Below are 19,971 nucleotides of genomic sequence, written 5' to 3' on the forward strand. Positions count from 1 at the left end.
TATAGCAACGCTATATGAAGTGCATCACATACAATTTTTTAGAGGTGCCGGATGGGGCCCGCCGACGTAGCCGTCGGCAGGCCCGCCGGACGGTCCGGGGGATCCTCCCACGCGGCCCGGACGGCCGCCGGCGCTCCCTGACTTACTGGCCTAGCGGCCCACGGCAGAGAATGAGGACCTTCAGTGCAGAACTTCCCAGGAGTAGGCGTCAGCCCCGGCCGCATCATCGGAACCATCCGCCAGATGCCCAAACCCGTCAGCGAGCCGCCCGCAGGTGAACAGCTGCCGGCCGGCGTGACGGCCGAGGAGGCAACGGCGGCACTGAAGGCCGCGGCGAAGGCGGTCCATGACGAGCTGAAGGCCCGGGCCGGGACGGTCACCGGCGACGGCAAGGCGGTCCTGGAAGCCACGGCGCTGATGGCCACGGACACCATGCTGCTGAAGTCGGCCGCCAAGCTGATCGGCCGCGGCACCTCCGGCCAGCGGGCCATCTGGGAAGCGGGCGCCTCGGTCTCGGAAATGCTGCACAACCTGGGCGGCTACATGGCGGAGCGCGCCACCGACGTCCTGGACGTCCGGGCCCGGATCGTGGCCGAACTGCGGGGCGTCCCGGCCCCGGGCATCCCGTCCTCCCCCGAACCGTTCATCCTGATCGCCGAGGATCTGGCCCCGGCGGACACTGCCACCCTGGACCCGGAGAAGGTGCTGGCGCTGCTCACGGCCGGCGGCGGACCCCAGTCCCACACGGCCATCATCGCCCGCTCGCTGGGCCTCCCCGCCGTCGTGGCAGCCACCGGCGTGGACCATCTGCCGGACGGCACCGAAGTCTACGTTGACGGCGCGGCCGGCCTGATTACGGTGGACCCGGATGACTCCCAGCGCGCCGCCGCCGAGCACTGGGCCGCCACGGCATCCCTGCTGGCCGACTTTGACGGCACCGGCGCGACGGCGGACGGCCACCTGGTGCCGCTGCTCGCCAATGTGGGCGGGGCCAAGGACGCCGCGGCCGCCGCGAAGCTGAACGCGCAGGGCGTGGGGCTCTTCCGGACCGAATTCTGCTTCCTGGAGCGCGACACCGAACCCACGGTGGAAGAGCAGGCCGCCGCCTACAAGGGTGTCTTCGACGCCTTCCCGGGCAAGAAGGTGGTGCTCCGGACGCTCGATGCGGGCGCGGACAAGCCCCTGCCGTTCCTCACCGATGCCACGGAACCGAACCCGGCCCTGGGCGTCCGCGGGTACCGCACCGATTTCACGACGCCGGGGGTGCTGGAGCGCCAGCTGCAGGCCATCGCCCTGGCCGAGCAGGAATCCTCTGCGGATGTCTGGGTGATGGCGCCCATGATCTCCACCGCGGAGGAGGCCGCCCGTTTCGCCGACCTCTGCACCGAGGCCGGGATCAAGACGCCCGGCGTCATGGTGGAAGTGCCGTCCGCGGCGCTCACTGCCGAGTCCATCCTCCGGGAGGTGGCCTTCGCGAGCCTGGGAACCAATGACCTCACGCAGTACGCCATGGCCGCCGACCGCCAGCTCGGCCCGCTCGCTGCCCTTAACACCCCGTGGCAGCCGGCCGTCCTCCGCCTGGTGGGCCTGACCGTGGAGGGGTCCGCGGCAGAAGGCCACCACAAGCCGGTGGGCGTCTGCGGCGAGGCGGCCGCTGACCCCGCACTCGCCGTCGTGCTGACCGGGCTCGGCGTGACCACCCTGTCCATGACGGCCCGGTCGCTCGCGGCCGTGGCGGCAGTGCTGAAGACGGTCACCCTGGCCGAGGCGCAGGAGCTGGCCAAGCTGGCCCTCTCCGCACCGAGCGCCACGGAAGCCCGCGCCTGGGTGCGGGCCAAACTGCCGGTCCTTGAGGAGCTGGGGCTGTAGGGCCGCAGCAGGCAGCGCCAGTTTGCAGCGGCGATGTGCAGCGGCGATGTGCAGCCGGGTGCAGTTTAGCCGCGGGGCGCTAGGATGCACTCCATGACACAGATAGCACCCCGGGTGGCGGCCGCCCTGCCGGCCGAGGACGCGCAGAAACTCCGGTTCGCCCTGAACGGCAGTGACGACATCACCGTTTTTGTTGACGGGACCGTCCACCGGCTGCCGGCCCAGGCGCGGGACGCCGTGGTTGACCTGCTGTCGCGCTTCAGCCGGGGCGAGGCGGTGACGGTCAGCAGTGTCGAGGAAATGCTCACCACATCCCGGGCCGCGGAGCTCGCCGGCATCTCCCACACGTATCTGCGGAACATGACGGACCGCGGCGAAATCCCGGTGGAATACCGGGGCACGCACCGGAGGATCCGGCTCGCCGACGTCATGGCGTGGCTGGAGAAGCAAAAGAAGAACAGTACCGCCGTCGCCGCTCCCGACCACGGAAATGACGGCTCCGCGGATGGTTCGTGACGGCGTGATAAGGATCAAACAACGATCCCGGCCCTGCGCGGAAACGCGGAGAAGGCCGGGGTTACGCTTGAATTGTGGGTAAGTTCAGAGGGTGGCACATCGTGGCGGGCATTGCCGCCATGGTGCTCACCGGCTTCCTCGGAACCGCGATGGGGTTGAGCAACACCGCCACGTTTATGGCCAGCTGTGTCGCGTTTGTGGCAGTTTCCTTATGGATGGACAGCCGGATAGCGCTCCGGAGGAGAGAACGGGCGCGGGAGTTCGAGAGCAGAAAAGCGCGGGGAACAGCGGGCGAGGCGGCGCAGGGAACGGAATCCGCGTGCGACGCCGTCCGGGCGGCGGACTGCGACGACGACCGCCGTTCCTGACCCCGGCAGGCTGGATCCCGGGCCGCCTAGATCCTGGGCCGCCCCGCCCAGCGCCGCGCCTTCAGCGCCGCGTGCAGTTCCAGCCGGACCATGCCCTTGAGCGGGTCGACGCCGAGCAGCTGCCTGATCCTGCCCAGCCGGTTGTAGATGCTGCTCCGGTGCAGGTGGAGCTTGTCCGCCACCCCCTGGACCGAACTGTCGTTGTCATAGAACAGCTCCAGCACAGGCAGCAGCTCGTGGTTCCGGTCATGGTCCTCCAGGAGCCGGAAGTAGACCGAGCCGGCGTCCGCCCACGCTCCGGCGCCGCCGCCGGCCGATGCGAGGAGCTGGTAGATTCCGGTGGCCCGGCAGTCCACGAGTTCGCCCAGCTGGGGATCCACCGCCGCCGCCTGCGCGGCCTGCCGGGACTGCCGGTACGCGTCGGCCAGCTCCCGCGGCCGCGTGAACCCCTCGGAGGTTCCGAGGATGATCCGGTGCACGGGCCTGCCTGAGCGTTTGGCAAGCTCCAGCTGGTAGTGGACCAGCACCTGGGCGTGGTCCGCCCGCCCGGTGGACTCCTTGAACAGCACCACGGAGTGGGTTTCCGTGCCGGCGCTGAACAGGGCGGCGTCCACCCCGATGGTGGCCTGCAGCGCGGCGGACCGGTGGACCAGGGTGGACGCGATCGGATCCGACCCTTCGGCCCAGCCATCGGCGTCCAGCACGGTGACGAGCTGCCAGGGCCCACGTCCTTGGACCTCCTTCCAGCCGCCCACGGCCGCGACGGCGTTCGACTCGCCCCTGCAGGCCGCCAGGAATTCCTGCTCGCGGCGGCGGCGGAACTCGGACTCGGCGGTGTTGGATTCCAGCAGCAGGGCAGAGAGCTGTTCGAGCTCGCGGGACACCCCGGGCAGCTGGCCCAGGACCGCCGTCGCGCTCGGTTCGTCGGCGTCGAGCTGGACCCAGAGGTAGCCCACCCGGAAACCCCGAAGCAGCAGGGGAACACAGACGCGGCCGAGCATCCCCAGTTCCTCATTGGCCGGCACCACCACCGGCCGCACGGCCGTCGCGATCCCGTGCGAGAGCTGCCAGGCGCTGACGTCCACCGGGACGCGCTTGCTCAGCAGGAAGTTCACCCGGACCCGGTCAGCGTGGGACTGGTTGGAACTGTAGGCGAGCAGGAGGCCGTCCAGATCCTCGAGGGAGAGGCCTCGGCCAAGTTTCAGTGCCACCTGCTCGACGAGCTGTTCGACGTCCTGCTGCTGCATGGTGCCACATTACTGCCGATCGCTCGGGCGCCGGGAACGCCGCGGCGAACTGCTTCCAACGGACAGCAGGCGACACCTGACGCTTGGCGGGTCGACAAATGTCCTGCGTCGGATTTGGAAACCGGCGGAATTCCGCGGATTTACGGCGCCCGCCAGCATCCGGCCATGTCGCTTGCCTCACAACCGGATTTATTCTGGAAGTACAGATTCCCCCACATCCCCAGGCCCACAAAGCCGCCAGACTATGGAGCCCAACATGATCATCGGTGTCCCCAAAGAGATCAAGAACAACGAATTCCGCGTCGCCATCACCGCCGCCGGTGTCCACGAATTCCGCACCCACGGCCACTTGGTCCTGGTGGAGCGCGGCGCAGGCCTGGGCTCGGGCATCACGGACGAGGAGTACGCCATCGCCGGCGCCGAGATCGTCGCCGAAGCCGACGACGTCTGGTCCCGCGCCGACATGGTGCTGAAGGTCAAGGAGCCGGTCAAGGCCGAATACCACCGCTTCCGCAAGGGCCTGATCCTCTTCACCTACCTGCACCTCGCGGCCGAGCCGGAACTGACCCAGGCCCTGATCAACAGCGGCGTCACCGCCATCGCCTACGAGACCGTCCAGGAAGGCCGCGCGCTGCCGCTGCTGGCCCCGATGTCCGAGGTCGCCGGCCGCTTGTCCGTCCAGGTGGGCGCCACCTCGCTGATGGCCCCGGCCGGCGGCAAGGGTGTGCTGCTCGGCGGCGTGCCGGGTGTCCGCCCGGCCAAGGTTGTTGTCCTCGGCGCCGGCGTGGCCGGCACCAACGCCGCCGCCATGGCCCTGGGCCTCGGCGCCGACGTCACCATCCTGGATATCAACATCAACCGCCTGCGCGAACTGGATGCCCAGTACCAGGGCCGCCTGAAGACCGTGGCGTCGAACTCCTACGAGATTGAGAAGTCGGTTGTCGACGCCGACCTCGTGATCGGCTCCGTGCTGATCCCCGGCGCCAAAGCCCCGAAGCTGGTCACCAACGAGCTGGTCTCCCGGATGAAGCCCGGCTCGGTGCTGGTGGACATCGCCGTGGACCAGGGCGGCTGCTTCGAGGACACGCACCCCACCACGCACCAGGAACCCACGTACAAGGTCCACAACACCATCTTCTACTGCGTGGCCAACATGCCGGGCGCGGTTCCGAACACGTCCACGTACGCGCTGACGAACGTCACCCTGCGCTACGCCGTGTCCCTGGCCAACCTGGGCGTCAAGGCCGCCTTCGAGCGTGACGCCGCCCTGGCTGCCGGCCTCAACATCGCCGGCGGCAAGGTGGCGCACCGTTCGGTCTCCGAGGCGCACAACCTGCCCCTCGTGGCCGACTGGCACGAGCTGGTCTCCGCGTAACCAGCCGAGCAGCACGCGCAAAACGGCAGCCATCCAACACCTGGGTGGCTGCCGTTTTCGGTTAATGGGCCACGCTTAGCCGGCCAGGGCGCGGGCCTGTTCGATGAGCCGCAGCACCTCCACCGGGCCCGCCGGATCCACCGGGACCGGCAGGTCCGACGCCGCGCCGCCGCCGCTGATCTTCTCCGCCAGGATCCGGTAGAAATCCGGGTAGGCGCCGCGTTCGGTGGGCAGCCGGTCGAGGTGCCCGTCGCGGCCGAGGAGCCCGGCCCAGTCCCGGTCCTCCACGCCGTAGTCCGCGTCCAGCGGGCTGCCGCCGGCCACGATGAACGGCTCCTGCGGGTCTATCCCGTGCTTGGTGAAGGCGCCCTCGCTGCCCAGCAGCCGGTAGCGCGGCCCCTGCTGGGCGCAGAGCATGTTCATCCAGAGGTGGCTCGTGACGCCTGATTCGTGCCGCAGCGCGAGGAACACGTCGTCGTCGGACTTCGCGCCCGGCCGGCGCGCCGCCAGTTCCGCGTGGACCACCGTGGCGGGTCCGAAGAGCTGCACGGCCTGGTCCAGCAGGTGGGTGCCGAGGTCAAACAGCACCCCGCCACCGTCGTCCGCCGTCGCGTCCGCTTTCCACGCCTTGGCGACCGTCGGGGACCAGCGTTCAAAACGGGACTCGAACCGCGCGACGGCGCCGAGGGCGCCGCTGTCCAGCAGCCCCCGGACCGTCAGGTAGTCGCCGTCCCAGCGCCTGTTCTGGAAAACGGTAAGCACCCGCCCCAGCTGCGCGGCGAGCTCGATGAGTTCCTCGCCTTCGGCGCTGCGCACGGCGAACGGCTTGTCGACGACGACGTCGAGCCCGGCTTCCAGCGCGGCCTTCGCCAGCGGGTAGTGCGTGGCCGGCGGGGTGCCCAGGACCAGCAGGTCCAGGCCGTCCGCGAGTTCAAGGATCTCCGCCGGGGTGTCCACAATCCGGGCGCCGGGGTGCCGGGCGGACGCGTCGGACTGCCGGCCGGCGTCGGAGGTTGCGATCATGTCAAGGGAATAGGCGGGGTTGGCGGCGATGAGCGGGGCGTGGAAGACCCTGCCCGAGAGGCCAAAGCCCGCCACGGCCGTGCGGATGGGCCGGGAGTTCTGTGTCATGGCCCCCACGCTACTCCCGCACCGCCATCCGGCGCTCCCTCAGATCCTGCAACAAACAAGGCGGCGCTCCCCCACATGGTGAGGGAGCGCCGCCTGAAATGCCGCTACTGGTGAGGGAGCGTCGGAGGGGGTGTTACTTCTTTTCCCAGCCGATGGTGGTCCAGTCCGGAACCTGGGACAGGCTCTTGAAGAGGGACGGGCCGTAGTTGGCCAGGCCGGTGCGCACGAAGGAGATCTGCGGACCGTTCATCACAACACCCATGGAGAAGTACTTCTCCATGTGCTTCTTCTCAACTTCCATGGCTGCCTTGTTGCGCTCGGCGTTGTCGGCAATGGTGGAGAGCTTCTTGATCTCGGCGTCCAGCTCGGCGTCGCCGAGTTCGTTCTCGTTCGTCTTGGAATCGTAGAACTGCTTGACGGCGTCGGTCGCGTCGGCGCCCACGGTGTAGCCGGAGACGCTCATGAAGAAGTCGCGGCTGCCCAGGACCTTGCCGAAGTCGGCAGAGGCGCGCTGGTCGATGCCAACGTCCATGCCGCCGGCCTTCAGCTGGTTCTGGAGGGTCTGGGCGAACGCCAGGGTGGTGGGATCGTCACCGAAGTTGCTGATCTTGAAGGCGGCGGGGACGCCGTCCTTCTCCATGATGCCGGCGGCGTTGGCCGTGTAGCCGGCGTCGGTGAGGACCTTCTTGGCGGCCTCGGCGCCGGTTTCCTTGACCGGGTAGTTGTCCTGGTAGTACTTGGAGAACGGCAGCAGCATCATGGATCCTGAGCTTTCCTCTTCCCAGTTCAGGCCGTTGAAGCGCACCTTGCGCAGCGCTTCGCGGTCGACGGCGGTGAAGATCGCCTTGCGGATCGCGACGTCGGTCAGCGGGGCCTTCTGGGCGTTGAGGTTCAGGCCGCCGGCGAAGAGGCGCTGGCCGCGGCGGATCTCGGAGTCCTTGGTGCCGTCGAGCTGCTTGTACGGGGTGATGGTGTTGGCGGAAACGCCGTCGATTTCACCGTTCTTGAAGGCGGCGATGGCTGCGCTGCTCTCCAGCTGGCGGAACACCACCTTTTCCAGGACCGGCTTGTTGCCCCACCACTTCTCGTTCTGGGCGAGGGTGACGGTCTTGGCGGCGCTGTCGTACTGGTCCAGCTTGAACGGGCCTGCCATCCACTCCGGGTGCATGTCGCCGGTGAAGCCCTCGTTGAAGATCGCCGGGGTGTTGACGGCCGGGTGGATCAGGCCGGTGAAGAGCGAATCCAGCGGGTAGACCGGCTGGGTGGTGGTGACAACGACTTCCTTGTCGCTGGCGCCGGCCTTCACGGAATCAACGAACTCGTATGCGCCGGAGCTGACGATGTCGATGTCCTTGTTTTCGCCCTTGAGCATGTTCCAGGTGTTCTCGAAGGCCTTGACATCGATCGGCGTGCCGTCGTTGTAGGTGGCCTTTTCATTTACCTTGATGGTGATGGTCTGCTTGCCGTCCTTGACCTCGCTCTTGACGTCCTCGCAGAAATCCTTGTTCGGCGTGGCGGTGCCGTCGAAGTCGAAGTTCCAGCAGCCCCAGGTGCCGGCCTGGTCGATCGGGCGGTGCAGGGCGGTGTTGTCCGCGCTGTTGCCGTTGTTGGAGAAGCCGTTGAAGTCCGGGCCGATGTTGCCCAGCGGCAGGGTGACGGTGCCGCCCGGCTGCAGGTCCTTGGCCTCCTTGGCGTTGATGCTGACGAGCTTGGCCAGGTCGCTTCCAGCCTCCTGGCCCTTGGCAGCTTCGGGACCTGTCGCAGCGCCGCCGCCACCGCCGCAGGCGGTGAGCGTAAGCGCCGCCACGACGGCGGTGACGCCGCCGAGCTTGGTCAGATTCTTCATGAGTTCCCCTTCATTTGCTGTGGTGCGAGTTGTACTGCGTGAGACCGGTGGGTCAGTGGGTGTCGTGGACAACGAGCATGTCCGCGTCCAGTTCGCCGTCCGGGTAGAAACAGGCGAATTGCTGGTCTGTGGGGGCCGGAACTGCTGCCAGTGCCGGCTCGAGGGTGAGGCACTTCTCCTGCTTCGCGGGCGGCAGCGCCGCGAACACCGGGCAGCGCGTGGCAAAGTTGCAGCCCTTGGGCGCCTCCAGCGGCGAGGGCAGGTCGCCCTGCAGGATGATGCGTTCGCGGGTGCGCTCCTGCACAGGGTCCGGTACCGGAATGGCGGAGAGCAGGGCCCGGGTGTACGGGTGGCGGGGATTGTCGAACACGCTGTCCACGTCGCCGATCTCCACGATCTTGCCCAGGTACATCACGGCCACCCGGTTGGAGATGTGCCGCACCACGGACAGGTCGTGCGCCACCATCAGGTAGCTGAGCCCGAGCTCCGCGCGGAGCTGGTCCAGGAGGTTGATGACGCCGGCCTGGACGGAGACGTCCAGTGCGGAGACTGGTTCGTCCAGGACCACCAGCTTGGGGTTCACGGCGAGGGCGCGGGCAATGCCGATGCGCTGGCGCTGGCCGCCGGAGAACTGGTTGGGGAAGCGGTTCACGTGGTCCGGCTGGAGGCCCACCAGCTCCATCAGCTCCAGGATCCGCTGCCGGATCTGGGCCTTGGGCATGCCGGCGTTCTCGAGCGGCTCGGACAGCACTTCGAAGACGGTGAAGCGCGGGTCGAGGGCCCCGGTGGGGTCCTGGAACACCATCTGGAGTTCCTTGCGCATGGCGCCCTTGGTTTTGGCGTCCGCGGCCTGCTTGTTGCTGAGTCCCCCGATGACCACCTCGCCGTCCTGGTCCTTGTGGAACTCCATGATTTCCAGCAGGGTGGTGGTTTTGCCGCACCCGGACTCGCCGACGATCGAGAAGCACTCGCCCTCGCGGATATCGAAGCTCAGGCCGTCCACGGCCTTGACGGTGCCGATCCGGCGTTTGATCAGGGCGCCCTTCATCAGCGGGAAGTGCTTCCTGACGTCCCTGAGCTCCAGCACGGTGCGGCGTTCCGCCCGCGGGATCGCGTCAAAGCGGGACTCCGGCACGGCCGGGGCCTTGAAGACCTCGCGGACGTCCACTTCCAGGCCGAGGGAGTCGGTCTTGATGCAGGCGGCCTGGTGCGGCAGGCCGCCGCCGGTGGTGTCGCCGGGGACTGGCCACAGTTCCGGCTCGCCCTGCAGGCAGGAGTCGCTGGCCAGCGGGCAGCGCGGCGCGAAGGAGCAGCCGGTGGGGGTGTGGATGAGGTTCGGCGGGATGCCCTCGATCGGCACCAGCGAGGACTTTTCCGCCACGTCGACGCGCGGCACCGCGCCGAGCAGGCCCATGGTGTAGGGCATCCTCGGGTTGTAGTAGATGTCGTCGACGCTGCCGGTCTCCACCGGCTTCCCGGCGTACATCACCATGATGTCGTCCGCCATGCCGGCGACGACGCCCAGGTCGTGGGTGATCATCACGACGGCGGCGCCGGTTTCCTCCTGTGCGGTGTGCAGCACCTCCAGGACCTGGGCCTGGATGGTGACATCGAGCGCCGTCGTCGGTTCGTCGGCGATGAGCACGCGGGGGTTGTTGGCGATCGCGATGGCGATCATGACGCGCTGGCGCATGCCGCCGGAGAATTCGTGCGGGAAGGCTTTGAGCCGGTCTTTCGGGCTGGGGATGCCCACCATGCCGAGGAGCTCGACGGCGCGCGCCTCCTTGGCCTGCTTGCTCATGGTGGGGTTGTGCACCGTGAGCGCCTCGATGATCTGGGTGCCCACCGAGTAGACCGGGGTCAGGGAGGACAGGGGGTCCTGGAAGACCATGGCGATGTCGTGGCCGCGGTGCTGGCACATGGCCTTGTCGCTGAGCCCCAGGAGCTCCTTGCCTTGGAGCCGGACCGACCCGCTGACTTGGGCGGTGTCCGGCAGCAGGCCCAGGATGGCCATGGAGGTGACGGACTTCCCGGAACCGGACTCGCCCACAATCCCCAGCGTCTTGCCGGGACGCAGGTCGAAGTCGATGCCGCGGACGGCGTGGACCACACCGTTTTCGGTGTTGAAACGGACGTTCAGGTCCCGGACGGAGAGTACGGCGTCCGTGGCGGCATCTGTGTAGTGCCTGCCGGCGGCGTGCAGCCCGGCGACGTGCAGGCGCTCGGCGGGGGAAAGGTCGGAGTCGGACAGCCCCGCCGAGGCGGCGCTGGCGGTCATTTCGTGGCTCATACGGCGTTCTCCTGTGTCTTGCGGGTCCGGCCCTTCTTGGGGCTGCCCTTCCTGGCGCTGCCGACCGAGCTGGAGTTGGGGTCGAACGCGTCCCGCAGGCCGTCGTTCATCATGGCCAGCGAGCCGGTGAGGAGGAACATGACGGTCAGCGGGACCCAGAACATCCACGGGAAGGTGGACACCTGGGAGGTGGCCTGGCCGATCAGCACGCCCAGGCTGACGTCCGGGACCTTGATACCGATACCGATGAAGGAGAACGCCACCTCCGCCAGGATCGCGCCGGTGACGCCGCGGGTGATGTCCAGGACCAGCAGCGAGCCGATGTTCGGCACGAGGTGCCGCCAGACGATGCGCCGCGGCGGGATTCCCATGTACTGGGCTGCCTTGACGAAATCGCGCGACATCAGGGACATCGAGAGCGACCGGATGAGGCGGGCGGTGCCCATCCAGCTGAAGACGAGCAGGACGATGATCAGCAGCAGCCAGCTGGGCAGGGTCTCCTGGAGCCCGTTGCCGCCGCCGCTCGTGGCTACGGCCACCACCAGCAGGGCCGGCATCATGATCAGGGCCTCGAGGATGAACAGCATGACCTTGTCCACCTTCCCGCCGAAGTAGGCCATGGTGCAGCCGTACACGGCGGCGATCAGCACCGAGACCAGGCCGACCACGAGGCCGATCAGGATGGAGATGCGGGTGCCTTCCACCGTCAGCGCGTAGAGGTCGATACCGGCCTGGGAGGTGCCCAGGAGGTGCTCGGCCGACGGCGGCATGCCGATGTTGAACGGGTCGATTGTCTCCTTGTCCCAGCTGGTGAAGAACCCGCCCACAAAGGAGAAGACGGTCAGGGCCAGGAAGATGACCAGCCCGACGACGGCTGTCTTGTTGCGCAGGAAGCGCCGCAGGATGATCGAGGACTTCGCGATGACGACGTCGTTGGTCTCGATTTTCGCCTCGCCGGCGACGGCGGCCGGGTCAACGGTGTTGAGGTTTGTCATGGCTACTGCACCCGCACTCTCGGGTCGACCAGCGTGGTGGCAAAGTCCGCGAGGATCGCACCGATCGCGAAGATCACGGAGCCGTAGGCGAGGGTCGCCGTCGCGGCATTGACGTCCTGCAGGGCGATCGCGTCGATGCTCCAGGAGCCGACGCCGTGCCAGGCGAAAATTTTCTCGGCAAAGAAACCGCCGGCGAAGATGGCGGGGATGGTGAAGGCGATGCTCTGCGCCACCGGGATGAAGGACACCCGCAGCGCGTGCCGGCTGATCGCCTGGTTGCGGGTGAGCCCCTTGGCCCGCGCGGTCCGGACAAAGTCGGCGTTGACGTTATCCAGCAGGTACTGCCGCTGGGCGATCTGGTAGGCACCCCAGCCCACAATGGTGATGGCGAAGGTCGGCACCGCGTAGTGGGCCAGCATGTCGACGAACTGTGCCCAGCCGTCGCCCTCCAGCCCCGGGGTGGAGATGCCCGTGACGAAGAAGATCCGTTCGCCGACCGTCTCGTTGATGTTGATGGCGCCGAGCTGAACCAGGAAGTACGCAATCGGGGCGGGCACAATGTAGACGAGGTAGCTGTAGGAGGTGATGACCCGGTCCGAGGCCTTGTACTGCCGAGCCGCGGTGTAGACGCCCAGGGCGACGCCGATGATCAGGGTCAGGATGATGGAGGCCAGGAACAGCCGGGTGGAGATCCAGACCCGGTCGCCGAACTCGGCGTTGATGAAGGCTCCGTTGGGGCTGCGCCCCCAATCCCAGCGGGTGACGATCGCGGTGAGCCATTCGACGTACCGTTCCCAGGGGCTGAGCTCCGGGTCGAGGCCCTTGAGGCGGAAGGAGTTGGCCACCTGCTCGGGGGTGGGCCGCGGGATCCGTTCCTGTTCCAGCAGTGCCGGCTTCAGGGTGTTGACGGCCAGGAAATACCCGGCGGTGGTGGTCAGGAAGATCATGAACGCATACGTGGCGGCACGCTTGGCGAGGTATCGGAGCACGGGAGGCCTAGTTGCGGATCGCCGGTGCCTGCGCGGCGCCTGCCGGTGCCGGACGGGTCATTCCAGCCCCGCCGCGCGCACGATTATTGACAAGATTCACGACTTGATCCTTCCGTAGTCCCCATGCGGCAGGGGGTTACCTTTGCCGATCCGGGATCTGCGCCAGCGGGTCTCTGGCCCCCCGCAGGCCTGTCGGCAAGTCCTTGTGGACTATGTTGCGGGTCACATTCCAGAGGAAACTATCACATGCATCGGCCCGCCGAATGCCCTCGGGCCGTGCATTCCGCGAGTCAGGTATCAGATCGTTATGAATAAGTCTGGGGAATTGATTTGGCCGGACGCGGCATCGCGGGCGAGGTCCTACGCTCCGTGCACAACCCGCGAGGCCAGCTCTTGCCAGGAAGCGCAGAGGCGCTCCGGGGCGATGTGGTGCACCCGGACGGCATGCAGGATCCGTTCAGGCTCCAGGACTGCACTCAGCGAGGTGGCCATGAGCCAGGGATCAGCCGTGACACCCGCGTCGCGCAGCAGCATCTCCAAGTGGCGGTGCCAGAGCACGGCGGCCGGCACGTCAAAGCGGTTGTAGGCTGACACGTCCGCGGCCCGGGCCAGCTCGCCGAACTCAAGCACCCAGGCAATGCGCTCCACTCCAAAAGCGATGAGCCGTTCCAGCGCGGGCGCACCCGGGCCCAGCGGGGGCGGGCCGAACATAAAGCGGCCCTGGAATTCCGCCTCGGCGTCGCTCAGCAGCGCCATCATCAGCCCCGCCCGGCTGCCGAAGCGCCGGAACACCGTGCCCTTGCCGACGCCGGCCCGCTGCGCCAGCGCACCCATGGTGAGGCCGTCTGCACCGCATTCCTCGATGAGCTCGCGGGCGGCGCGGAGCAGCAGCTCGCGGTTCCGGGCGGCGTCGCGGCGTTCAGGCTCCAGGCCCGTGCGGATGGGGATCAGGCTCACACCGCCCAGTCTAGACGCGGGAAAATGGATCCGGGGAATAGAAACGGACCGCAGTCCGTTTGCACTCCTGAAGGCCGGCAAAGCCGCCATAAACAGCCCGCCGCAGAGCCCCTGCGGTACGACCCCCAAGGAGTCCACATGTCCAAGAACACCGTACTCACCCTCGTCGGCAGCCTGCGCGCCGGTTCCACCAACGCCCAGCTGGCCGAAGCCATCCAGCTCAACGCCCCGGACCACGTCGAGGTGGTCATCCACGACAGCCTCGGCAACATCCCGTTCTATAACGAGGACATCGACGTCGAGGGCCAGGTCCCCGCCGCCGCAGCCGCCCTGCGCGCCGCAGCCGAGGATGCTGACACGCTGCTCCTGGTCACCCCGGAGCACAACGGCACCGTTCCCGCCTCGCTCAAGAACGCCATCGACTGGCTGTCCCGCCCCTTCGGTGCTGGCGCCCTGAACGGCAAGCCGACCGCCGTCGTTGGCACCGCCTTTGGCCAGTTCGGCGGAGTCTGGGCCCAGGATGAGGCCCGCAAGGCCGTCGGGATCGCCGGCGCCCGGGTCCTGGAGGACGTCAAGCTGGCCGTCCCGGGCTCCATGGTCCGCTTTGCCGAGACCCACCCGAAGGACGACGCCGAGGTAGTGGAACAGATCAAGGGCGTCTTCGACGCGCTGGAAGGCTCCCGCGCAGCAGCGGCCTAATCCCCGGCGATTTCGCGCCGATTTCGGACAGCCGCTACGTGGTTCCACGTAGCGGCTGTCGGCTTTCGTAGCGAATTCGCGGCAAAGGAAACAAAGGTTTCCCCCGCGGCAACACGGGCTGTATTCTGGGAGATGTGACCCACGAAACACTTGATGCCGCCGCAGAAGTACTTCCGGCCGAGGCAATTGACGCAATCGAACGTGCGGCTACGTCCGCCCACCGCCACGAGGACCTGTTCTCGGAGCGCGCAGCCAATATCAAGCAGTCGGCGGTCCGCGATGTCTTTGACATCTCGATGCGCCCGGGCCTCGTCTCGCTGGCCGGGGGCAGCCCGTACCTCCAGTCCCTGCCGCTGGAACGGCTAGGCCAGACCGCCGCCAAGATCATTGCCGAGCAGGGCATGACGGCTCTGCAGTACGGCGGCGGGCAGGGAACCGAGGAGCTCCGCACCCAGATCTGCGAAGTGATGGCCGCCGAGGGAATCCTTGACGCCAAACCGGAGAACGTGATCATCACGGCGGGCTCGCAGTCGGCCCAGGATGTGGCGACCAAGGTCTTCTGCAACCCGGGCGACGTGGTGCTGGTGGAGGACCCCACCTACGTCGGGGCCCTCAACACCTTCGAGGCCTACCAGGTGGAGGTTGAAACCGTACCCATGGACGGCAACGGGATCGTCCCCGATCTGCTCGAAGCCAGGATTGCCGCCCTGCAGACTGCGGGAAAGAACATCAAGTTCCTGTACACCATCCCCAGCTTCAACAACCCCTCCGGCATTACCCTCTCCGCGGAGCGCCGGCAGCAGGTCGTGGATATATGCCGCAGGGCGAATATTCTGGTGCTGGAGGACAACCCCTACGGGCTGCTCCGCTTCGACGGCAAACCGCTCACGCCGCTCCGGGCAGACAATCCGGACGACGTCATCTACATGGGGTCCTTCTCGAAGATCTTCGCACCCGGGCTGCGGATCGGGTGGGCCCTGGTCCCGGCGCACCTCCAGCGCCGCTACTACCTGGCTTCCGAGGCCGTGACGCTGTGCCCGCCGACGCTCAACCAGATGCTGGTCTCGGCCTACCTCCGCGACTACGACTGGCGGGGCCAGATCGAGACCTACCGGGGCCTGTACAAGGAACGCTGCGACGCCATGCTGGCCGCCCTTGAGGAGCACATGCCGCCGGGCCTGGAGTGGACCCGGCCGGAGGGCGGCTTCTTCGTCTGGGTCACCCTGCCCCAGGGCGTGGACACCTACCCGCTGCTGAAGAAGGCCATCGACGCCGGGGTGGTCTTCATTCCCGGTGCGGCGTTCACGCACTCCGATGATCCGTCCAACAAGATCCGGCTGGCGTTCAGCGCCGTCCCGCCGGAGTCCATCCGCGAGGGGGTCCGCCGGCTGGCGCCGGTCCTGCGGGAAGCCATCGACGCGCTGTAGCCTGAGTCATTGGCATGGCCAGCAGTTTCGTTGATCCGAAGGAGCATTTCATGACCGGAATTATTGTTGTCGGCGTCGATGGCAGCGGGACCGCCCGGAAAGCGGCGGAGACCGCCCGTGACCTGGCGGTGTCTCTCGGAGCCACGCTGCACGTGGTCAGCGCGTTCGACAGCGACCGGACGGAGGTCTTCGGCAGCGGCAGCGACAAGTGGATTGTTTCCGACGCGGGCAACGCGGAAAAGGTTGCCCGGAGCGTCGCGGACAGCCTCCGCACCTCGTCACTGAATGTCACGTACGCCGCCGCCCGCGGCAAGCCCGCGGAGGCCCTGGTGGCCGAGGCGACGCGGTCCGGCGCCCAGCTGATCGTCGTCGGGAACCGGCGCATGCAGGGACTGGGGCGCGTGCTGGGCAGCGTCGCCAATTCAGTGGCCCACAGCGCCCCCTGCGACGTGTACATCGCCAAGACGGACGCGGCCGACTAGAACGCGCGGGATCGCGCCGTCTCCGGTGCGCCCCGCGGGGCGCACCGGGGACGCGGCTATCCCGCGGCCGCCCCTGCCGTCTTCAGCTTCCGTCGGAGGATCTTGCCGGAGGAGGACTTCGGCACGGCGTCGAGGAACTCCACCCGGCGGATCTTCTTGAAGGGTGCCACGCGGGCCGCCACGTAGTCCGCCACCGCGGCCTCGTCGAGCCGGTCGCCATCGTCCCCGGGCTGGCGCACCACAAACGCCATCGGGACTTCCTGGCCGTCGGCGTCGGGCGTGCCGATCACTGCCGCATCCGCAATGCCGGGATGCGTCAGGAGCAGCGCCTCCAGCTCCGCCGGAGCGATCTGGTAGCCCTTGTACTTGATCAGCTCCTTGAGCCGGTCAACGATCGTGACGACGCCGTCGGCGGTCACGGTGGCGATATCGCCGGTGTGCAGGAACCCGTCGGCGTCGAGGGTGTCCGCCGTCTCCTCGGGCCGGTTGAGGTAGCCCAGCATCACGTTGGGACCCCGGCAGAGGAGGTGGCCGGGGGCGCTGGTGCCCTCGGCGGGGACCTCGATGTCGTCCCCGGTGGCGGGATCCAGCAGCCGGCATTCCATGTTCGGGACCGTGTAGCCGACCGAGCTGACCGGCACGCCCGTGGCGTCCACCGGGATCAGGTGGGACACGGGACTCATCTCGGTCATGCCGTAGCCCTGCAGGACCCGGCACCCGAGGCGCCCGGCAAGCCTGCGTCCCAGCTCACCGTCGAGCGGCGCCGCTCCGGACAGGGTGGTGTGGACGGAGCTGAGATCGTAGTCGGCCACCATCGGGTGCTTGGTCAGGGCCACAGCCACCGGCGGCGCGATGAACAAGTAGCTGCACTTGTGGTCCTGGATGATGCGCAGGAACTCGGCCAGCTCGAACTTCGGCATGGTGACGAGGCAGGCCCGCTGGCGCAGGGCGAGGTTCAGCAGCACCGTCAGGCCATAGATGTGGAAGAACGGCAGCAGTGCCAGCAGCCGGTCCTCGGCCGAGACCTTGAGCAGCCCGCGGGACTGCTCGGCGTTCGCCACAAGGTTCCGGTGGCTGAGCCGGACGCCCTTGGGCCGGCCGGTGGTCCCGGAGGAGTAGGGCAGGACGGCCACGTGGGTGGCGGGATCAAAGCTGACGTGCGGCGCCGGGGCGCCCGCGCTGAGCAGGTCCCGCAGCGAGGGATGGCCGTCGGCGCCGTCGAGTACCACCAGCCTGCCGGCCGGAATCCCGGCATCGGCCGCGGCCTGCCGGGCAGCGGGGAGCAGGGCGGAGACGGTGAACATCCACTCCGCACCGACGTCGGCGAGCTGGTGGGCAATTTCGTCCGCCGTGTACAGCGAGTTGACGGTGGTGACAGTGGCGCCGGCCCTCAGCAGCCCGTGGAAGACCACAGCGAAAGCGGGGATGTTGGGGCACAGGAGCGCCGCCACGCCGCCGACGCCCAGTCCCTGCGCCGCGACAGCACCGGCCACGGCGTCGATCTGCTGCACCAGGGTCCGGTAGCTGGTTTCGGCCCCGCTGGTGCCGTCGACGACGGCGGTCCGGTCCAGGTCCGCCTCCGCCAGGTCGCCAAAGAGGTAGTCGTAGAGGCTGGCATTGGGAATGTCCACATCGGGGTACGGGCTGGAAAACACGCAACATCTCCTTTGATCCGCGTCCGCCAAACCGGCGGCGGCTGGTGCCACTCTAGTGCCGGGCGCCCGTCCTGGACAGGACCGGCCTTGACGCGCGTCACCCCGCCCCGTGGGCAGCCTCACGGGGAATCCGGCCCGGCCGGAGCCTGTCCCGGCGATAAAATTGAGGTGCCCCCAACGGCGTCGGCTCCGCCATTCTCGACACCCCAGGGGACACCGATGCTCACTCTTCAGCGCCGCCAGCTCGTAGGCCCCGACATTCTCCTCGCCCGGCACGGCAACCACATCAGCACCATGCGCGTCGACCGCCAGGCCGGCCGCGTCGTCGCCTATCTCGACGACGGCTCCGTGGACAGCGCCCCCAACCTGATCACCCCCGGGCTGGCCATGCCGGAAACCATGCGGAGCGTCCTGCGCGAGGACTGGAAGTTCTTTGCCGTGGCGACCGCCTGCACCACGGGCTTCGCCGGCGCGATGATCGCCGCCGCCGTCGCCCTGGCCGGGCTCAGCGGCGACCCGGGCATGACGCAGCTGCTCTCTGCCTACTCGGGGGTATAGGCCTACTCCGGGATCCGGCCGCCGGGCGGGTCAGCATTCCGCCCTGGCCCGGCGGCGTCCCCGCGTCAGTCCAGGAGCAGCGCGGGCTCTTCCAGGATCGAGGCGACGTCGGCCATGAAGCGCGCGGAGAGGTCACCGTCCACCACCCGGTGGTCGAAGGATCCGCCCAGGGTGGTGATCCAGCGGGGAATCACTTCGCCGTCGAGGACCCACGGCTTCTGCTTGATGGTGCCAAAGGCCACGATCGCGACCTCGCCGGGGTTGATGATCGGCGTGCCAGTGTCGATCCCGAGGGCGCCGATGTTGGTGACGGTCAGCGTGCCGCCCTGCATCTGCGCAGGCTGGGTCTTGCCGGCGCGTGCGGTGGTGGCCAGATCATTCAGGGCCAGGGCCAGCTCCTTGAGCGAGAGGTCCTGGGCGTTCTTGATGTTCGGGACCATCAGGCCACGGGGCGTGGCGGCGGCGATGCCGAGGTTCATGAAGTGTTTGACATGGATCTCGGCGGTGTCGCTGCCGTCCGGGTTGTCCACCCAGGTCGCGTTGACGCTGGGGTTGCGGGCCGCGGCCCAGATGACGGCCTTGGCCAGGATCAGCAGCGGGGAGACCTTGATGCCTTCGAAGTCGCGGGAGGCCTTGAGGCGCTTGACGAACTCCATGGTCCGGCTGGCGTCGACGTCGACGAAGATGCTGACGTGCGGGGCGGCGAACGCCGACTCCACCATGGCCCGCGCGGTGGCCTTGCGGACGCCCTTGACCGGGATCCGTTCGATCCGCTGCTCCTGCGGCCGGCCGGACTTGCCCCAGAAGGTATCCGCCTTGTCCACCTCGGCATCGCGCTGCGCCTGGTAGCTGACGAGGTCCTCGCGGGTCACTTCACCCCGGGCGCCCGTGGGGGTGACGTCGGCAAGGTCAATGCCCAGGTCCCGCGCGATCTTGCGCACCGGGGGCTTGGCCAGGACCTTGCTGACCAGGCCGCTGATGGCGCCGCCGAGGGTCGGCCGCTGGTCGACGGCGGGACCGGCCGCGGGGGCGGCCGGGCGGTCCGCGTGGGCGACGGCGTCCGGGCTGATCCAGATGTCGTGGGCCTCCACCGCCTCCTGCCCGGCTGCGGATGCTGCGAGTGCTGCGGCAGAAGGTGCTGCCGCAGGGCTTGCCGCCGGAGCGGCCACGCGCCGGCGGCGTTTGACGGCGTCGGCCTTGGGACCGGAGCCCACCAGGGGACCGCCGGCCGGGCGCCCGGCCGGCTCACCGGCGTCGGACGCTTCCTCTTCGAGCTTTCCGTACATCGGCGCCGCCGCCGCGGGGGCTGCCTCGGGGCCGGCGGTGTCGCTCACGCTGATGATGGGGGTCCCGACGTCGACCGTCCGGCCCTCCGGGACGAGAAGTTCGGTGACAGTGCCGGCGAACGGCGACGGCAGCTCGACGAGGGATTTGGCGGTCTCAATTTCACACAGGACATCGTTGATGGCCACCGTGTCGCCGGGCTTGACGTTCCAGCTGACGATCTCGGCCTCGGTCAGCCCTTCGCCCACGTCCGGGAGGTTGAACTTGTGGAGAGTCATGGTGT

The 19,971-nt window shown here is 68.1% G+C and carries 17 protein-coding genes; 8 read left to right on the plus strand and 9 right to left on the minus strand.

Annotated elements, in window-relative coordinates; all coding sequences use genetic code 11:
* The first annotated feature begins 183 nt into the window (after positions 1-183).
* The 3 genes from ptsP (at position 184) to ACTWQD_RS00420 (ending at position 2,753) form a co-directional block, all read left to right on the plus strand.
* Positions 184-1,869 (plus strand): phosphoenolpyruvate--protein phosphotransferase, encoded by a 1,686-nt coding sequence (gene ptsP, locus ACTWQD_RS00410; protein ID WP_443194238.1) that lies wholly within the window; start codon positions 184-186, stop codon positions 1,867-1,869.
* A 93-nt stretch (positions 1,870-1,962) separates the two neighbouring features.
* Positions 1,963-2,385 carry a helix-turn-helix domain-containing protein gene (locus tag ACTWQD_RS00415; RefSeq protein ID WP_443194239.1) on the plus strand — a complete coding sequence of 141 codons (423 nt, stop codon included), beginning with the start codon at positions 1,963-1,965 and terminating at the stop codon, positions 2,383-2,385.
* Between the two features lie 74 nt (positions 2,386-2,459).
* Positions 2,460-2,753: a hypothetical protein gene (locus ACTWQD_RS00420; protein WP_443194240.1), complete on the plus strand. Its 294-nt coding sequence runs from the start codon at positions 2,460-2,462 to the stop codon at positions 2,751-2,753.
* A gap of 26 nt (positions 2,754-2,779) precedes the next feature.
* Here the strand turns inward: ACTWQD_RS00420 and ACTWQD_RS00425 are convergent, their stop codons facing one another.
* Positions 2,780-4,000 carry a PucR family transcriptional regulator gene (locus ACTWQD_RS00425; protein ID WP_443194241.1) on the minus strand — a complete coding sequence of 407 codons (1,221 nt, stop codon included), beginning with the start codon at positions 3,998-4,000 and terminating at the stop codon, positions 2,780-2,782.
* Positions 4,001-4,256: 256 nt separating this feature from the next.
* Here ACTWQD_RS00425 and ald point away from each other — a divergent pair, with 256 nt between their 5' ends.
* Positions 4,257-5,375, plus strand: coding sequence for an alanine dehydrogenase (ald, locus tag ACTWQD_RS00430; RefSeq protein WP_443194242.1), 1,119 nt, complete (start codon positions 4,257-4,259; stop codon positions 5,373-5,375).
* Positions 5,376-5,450: 75 nt separating this feature from the next.
* On the opposite strand, the gene ACTWQD_RS00435 is transcribed toward ald, so the two are convergent.
* From ACTWQD_RS00435 to ACTWQD_RS00460, 6 genes are all read right to left on the minus strand, one after another.
* Positions 5,451-6,506, minus strand: coding sequence for a Gfo/Idh/MocA family protein (locus tag ACTWQD_RS00435; protein WP_443194243.1), 1,056 nt, complete (start codon positions 6,504-6,506; stop codon positions 5,451-5,453).
* A gap of 133 nt (positions 6,507-6,639) precedes the next feature.
* The gene (locus tag ACTWQD_RS00440; RefSeq protein ID WP_443194244.1) at positions 6,640-8,352 is read right to left on the minus strand and encodes an ABC transporter family substrate-binding protein; all 1,713 of its coding nucleotides are present in this window, start codon (positions 8,350-8,352) and stop codon (positions 6,640-6,642) included.
* Positions 8,353-8,404: 52 nt separating this feature from the next.
* Positions 8,405-10,642 carry a dipeptide ABC transporter ATP-binding protein gene (locus ACTWQD_RS00445; protein WP_443194245.1) on the minus strand — a complete coding sequence of 746 codons (2,238 nt, stop codon included), beginning with the start codon at positions 10,640-10,642 and terminating at the stop codon, positions 8,405-8,407.
* Complete coding sequence (locus tag ACTWQD_RS00450) at positions 10,639-11,637, minus strand: ABC transporter permease (RefSeq protein ID WP_443194246.1); 999 nt, start codon at positions 11,635-11,637, stop codon at positions 10,639-10,641. The genes ACTWQD_RS00445 and ACTWQD_RS00450 overlap by 4 nt, the downstream gene beginning before the upstream one ends.
* A 2-nt stretch (positions 11,638-11,639) precedes the next feature.
* On the minus strand, positions 11,640-12,626 hold the full coding sequence (locus ACTWQD_RS00455) for an ABC transporter permease (RefSeq protein ID WP_066432066.1): 987 nt from the start codon (positions 12,624-12,626) through the stop codon (positions 11,640-11,642).
* A gap of 360 nt (positions 12,627-12,986) precedes the next feature.
* Complete coding sequence (locus ACTWQD_RS00460) at positions 12,987-13,583, minus strand: TetR/AcrR family transcriptional regulator (RefSeq protein ID WP_443194247.1); 597 nt, start codon at positions 13,581-13,583, stop codon at positions 12,987-12,989.
* A gap of 138 nt (positions 13,584-13,721) precedes the next feature.
* Between ACTWQD_RS00460 and ACTWQD_RS00465 the strand changes: the two genes are divergently transcribed.
* The 3 genes from ACTWQD_RS00465 (at position 13,722) to ACTWQD_RS00475 (ending at position 16,191) form a co-directional block, all read left to right on the plus strand.
* Positions 13,722-14,282, plus strand: a complete 561-nt coding sequence (locus tag ACTWQD_RS00465) for an NAD(P)H-dependent oxidoreductase (protein WP_443194248.1) — start codon at positions 13,722-13,724, stop codon at positions 14,280-14,282.
* A gap of 134 nt (positions 14,283-14,416) precedes the next feature.
* Entirely contained in the window at positions 14,417-15,709 is a 1,293-nt protein-coding gene (locus tag ACTWQD_RS00470) for an aminotransferase-like domain-containing protein (RefSeq protein WP_443194249.1), read from the plus strand.
* 50 nt (positions 15,710-15,759) lie between these two features.
* Positions 15,760-16,191, plus strand: a complete 432-nt coding sequence (locus tag ACTWQD_RS00475) for a universal stress protein (RefSeq protein ID WP_443194250.1) — start codon at positions 15,760-15,762, stop codon at positions 16,189-16,191.
* Between the two features lie 56 nt (positions 16,192-16,247).
* Here ACTWQD_RS00475 and ACTWQD_RS00480 read toward each other — a convergent pair whose 3' ends face one another.
* Entirely contained in the window at positions 16,248-17,846 is a 1,599-nt protein-coding gene (locus ACTWQD_RS00480; protein ID WP_443194251.1) for an AMP-binding protein, read from the minus strand.
* 219 nt (positions 17,847-18,065) lie between these two features.
* Here ACTWQD_RS00480 and ACTWQD_RS00485 point away from each other — a divergent pair, with 219 nt between their 5' ends.
* Positions 18,066-18,404 (plus strand): hypothetical protein, encoded by a 339-nt coding sequence (locus ACTWQD_RS00485; RefSeq protein ID WP_443194252.1) that lies wholly within the window; start codon positions 18,066-18,068, stop codon positions 18,402-18,404.
* A gap of 65 nt (positions 18,405-18,469) precedes the next feature.
* On the opposite strand, the gene ACTWQD_RS00490 is transcribed toward ACTWQD_RS00485, so the two are convergent.
* Complete coding sequence (locus ACTWQD_RS00490; protein WP_443194253.1) at positions 18,470-19,966, minus strand: dihydrolipoamide acetyltransferase family protein; 1,497 nt, start codon at positions 19,964-19,966, stop codon at positions 18,470-18,472.
* Between the last annotated feature and the right edge of the window lie 5 nt (positions 19,967-19,971).

Source organism: Pseudarthrobacter sp. 1C304 (genome assembly GCF_052245515.1).
GTDB lineage: Bacteria > Actinomycetota > Actinomycetes > Actinomycetales > Micrococcaceae > Arthrobacter.

Excerpts from the sequence above, each read along its gene's own strand:
- ald (WP_443194242.1), top strand. The coding sequence starts at position 4,257 with ATGATCATCGGTGTCCCCAAAGAGATCAAGAACAACGAATTCCGCGTC.
- ACTWQD_RS00475 (WP_443194250.1), top strand. The coding sequence starts at position 15,760 with ATGACCGGAATTATTGTTGTCGGCGTCGATGGCAGCGGGACCGCCCGG.
- ACTWQD_RS00450 (WP_443194246.1), bottom strand. The coding sequence starts at position 11,637 with ATGACAAACCTCAACACCGTTGACCCGGCCGCCGTCGCCGGCGAGGCG.
- ACTWQD_RS00440 (WP_443194244.1), bottom strand. The coding sequence starts at position 8,352 with ATGAAGAATCTGACCAAGCTCGGCGGCGTCACCGCCGTCGTGGCGGCG.
- ACTWQD_RS00445 (WP_443194245.1), bottom strand. The coding sequence starts at position 10,642 with ATGAGCCACGAAATGACCGCCAGCGCCGCCTCGGCGGGGCTGTCCGAC.
- ACTWQD_RS00435 (WP_443194243.1), bottom strand. The coding sequence starts at position 6,506 with ATGACACAGAACTCCCGGCCCATCCGCACGGCCGTGGCGGGCTTTGGC.
- ACTWQD_RS00425 (WP_443194241.1), bottom strand. The coding sequence starts at position 4,000 with ATGCAGCAGCAGGACGTCGAACAGCTCGTCGAGCAGGTGGCACTGAAA.
- ACTWQD_RS00485 (WP_443194252.1), top strand. The coding sequence starts at position 18,066 with ATGCTCACTCTTCAGCGCCGCCAGCTCGTAGGCCCCGACATTCTCCTC.
- ACTWQD_RS00415 (WP_443194239.1), top strand. The coding sequence starts at position 1,963 with ATGACACAGATAGCACCCCGGGTGGCGGCCGCCCTGCCGGCCGAGGAC.
- ACTWQD_RS00490 (WP_443194253.1), bottom strand. The coding sequence starts at position 19,966 with ATGACTCTCCACAAGTTCAACCTCCCGGACGTGGGCGAAGGGCTGACC.
- ACTWQD_RS00465 (WP_443194248.1), top strand. The coding sequence starts at position 13,722 with ATGTCCAAGAACACCGTACTCACCCTCGTCGGCAGCCTGCGCGCCGGT.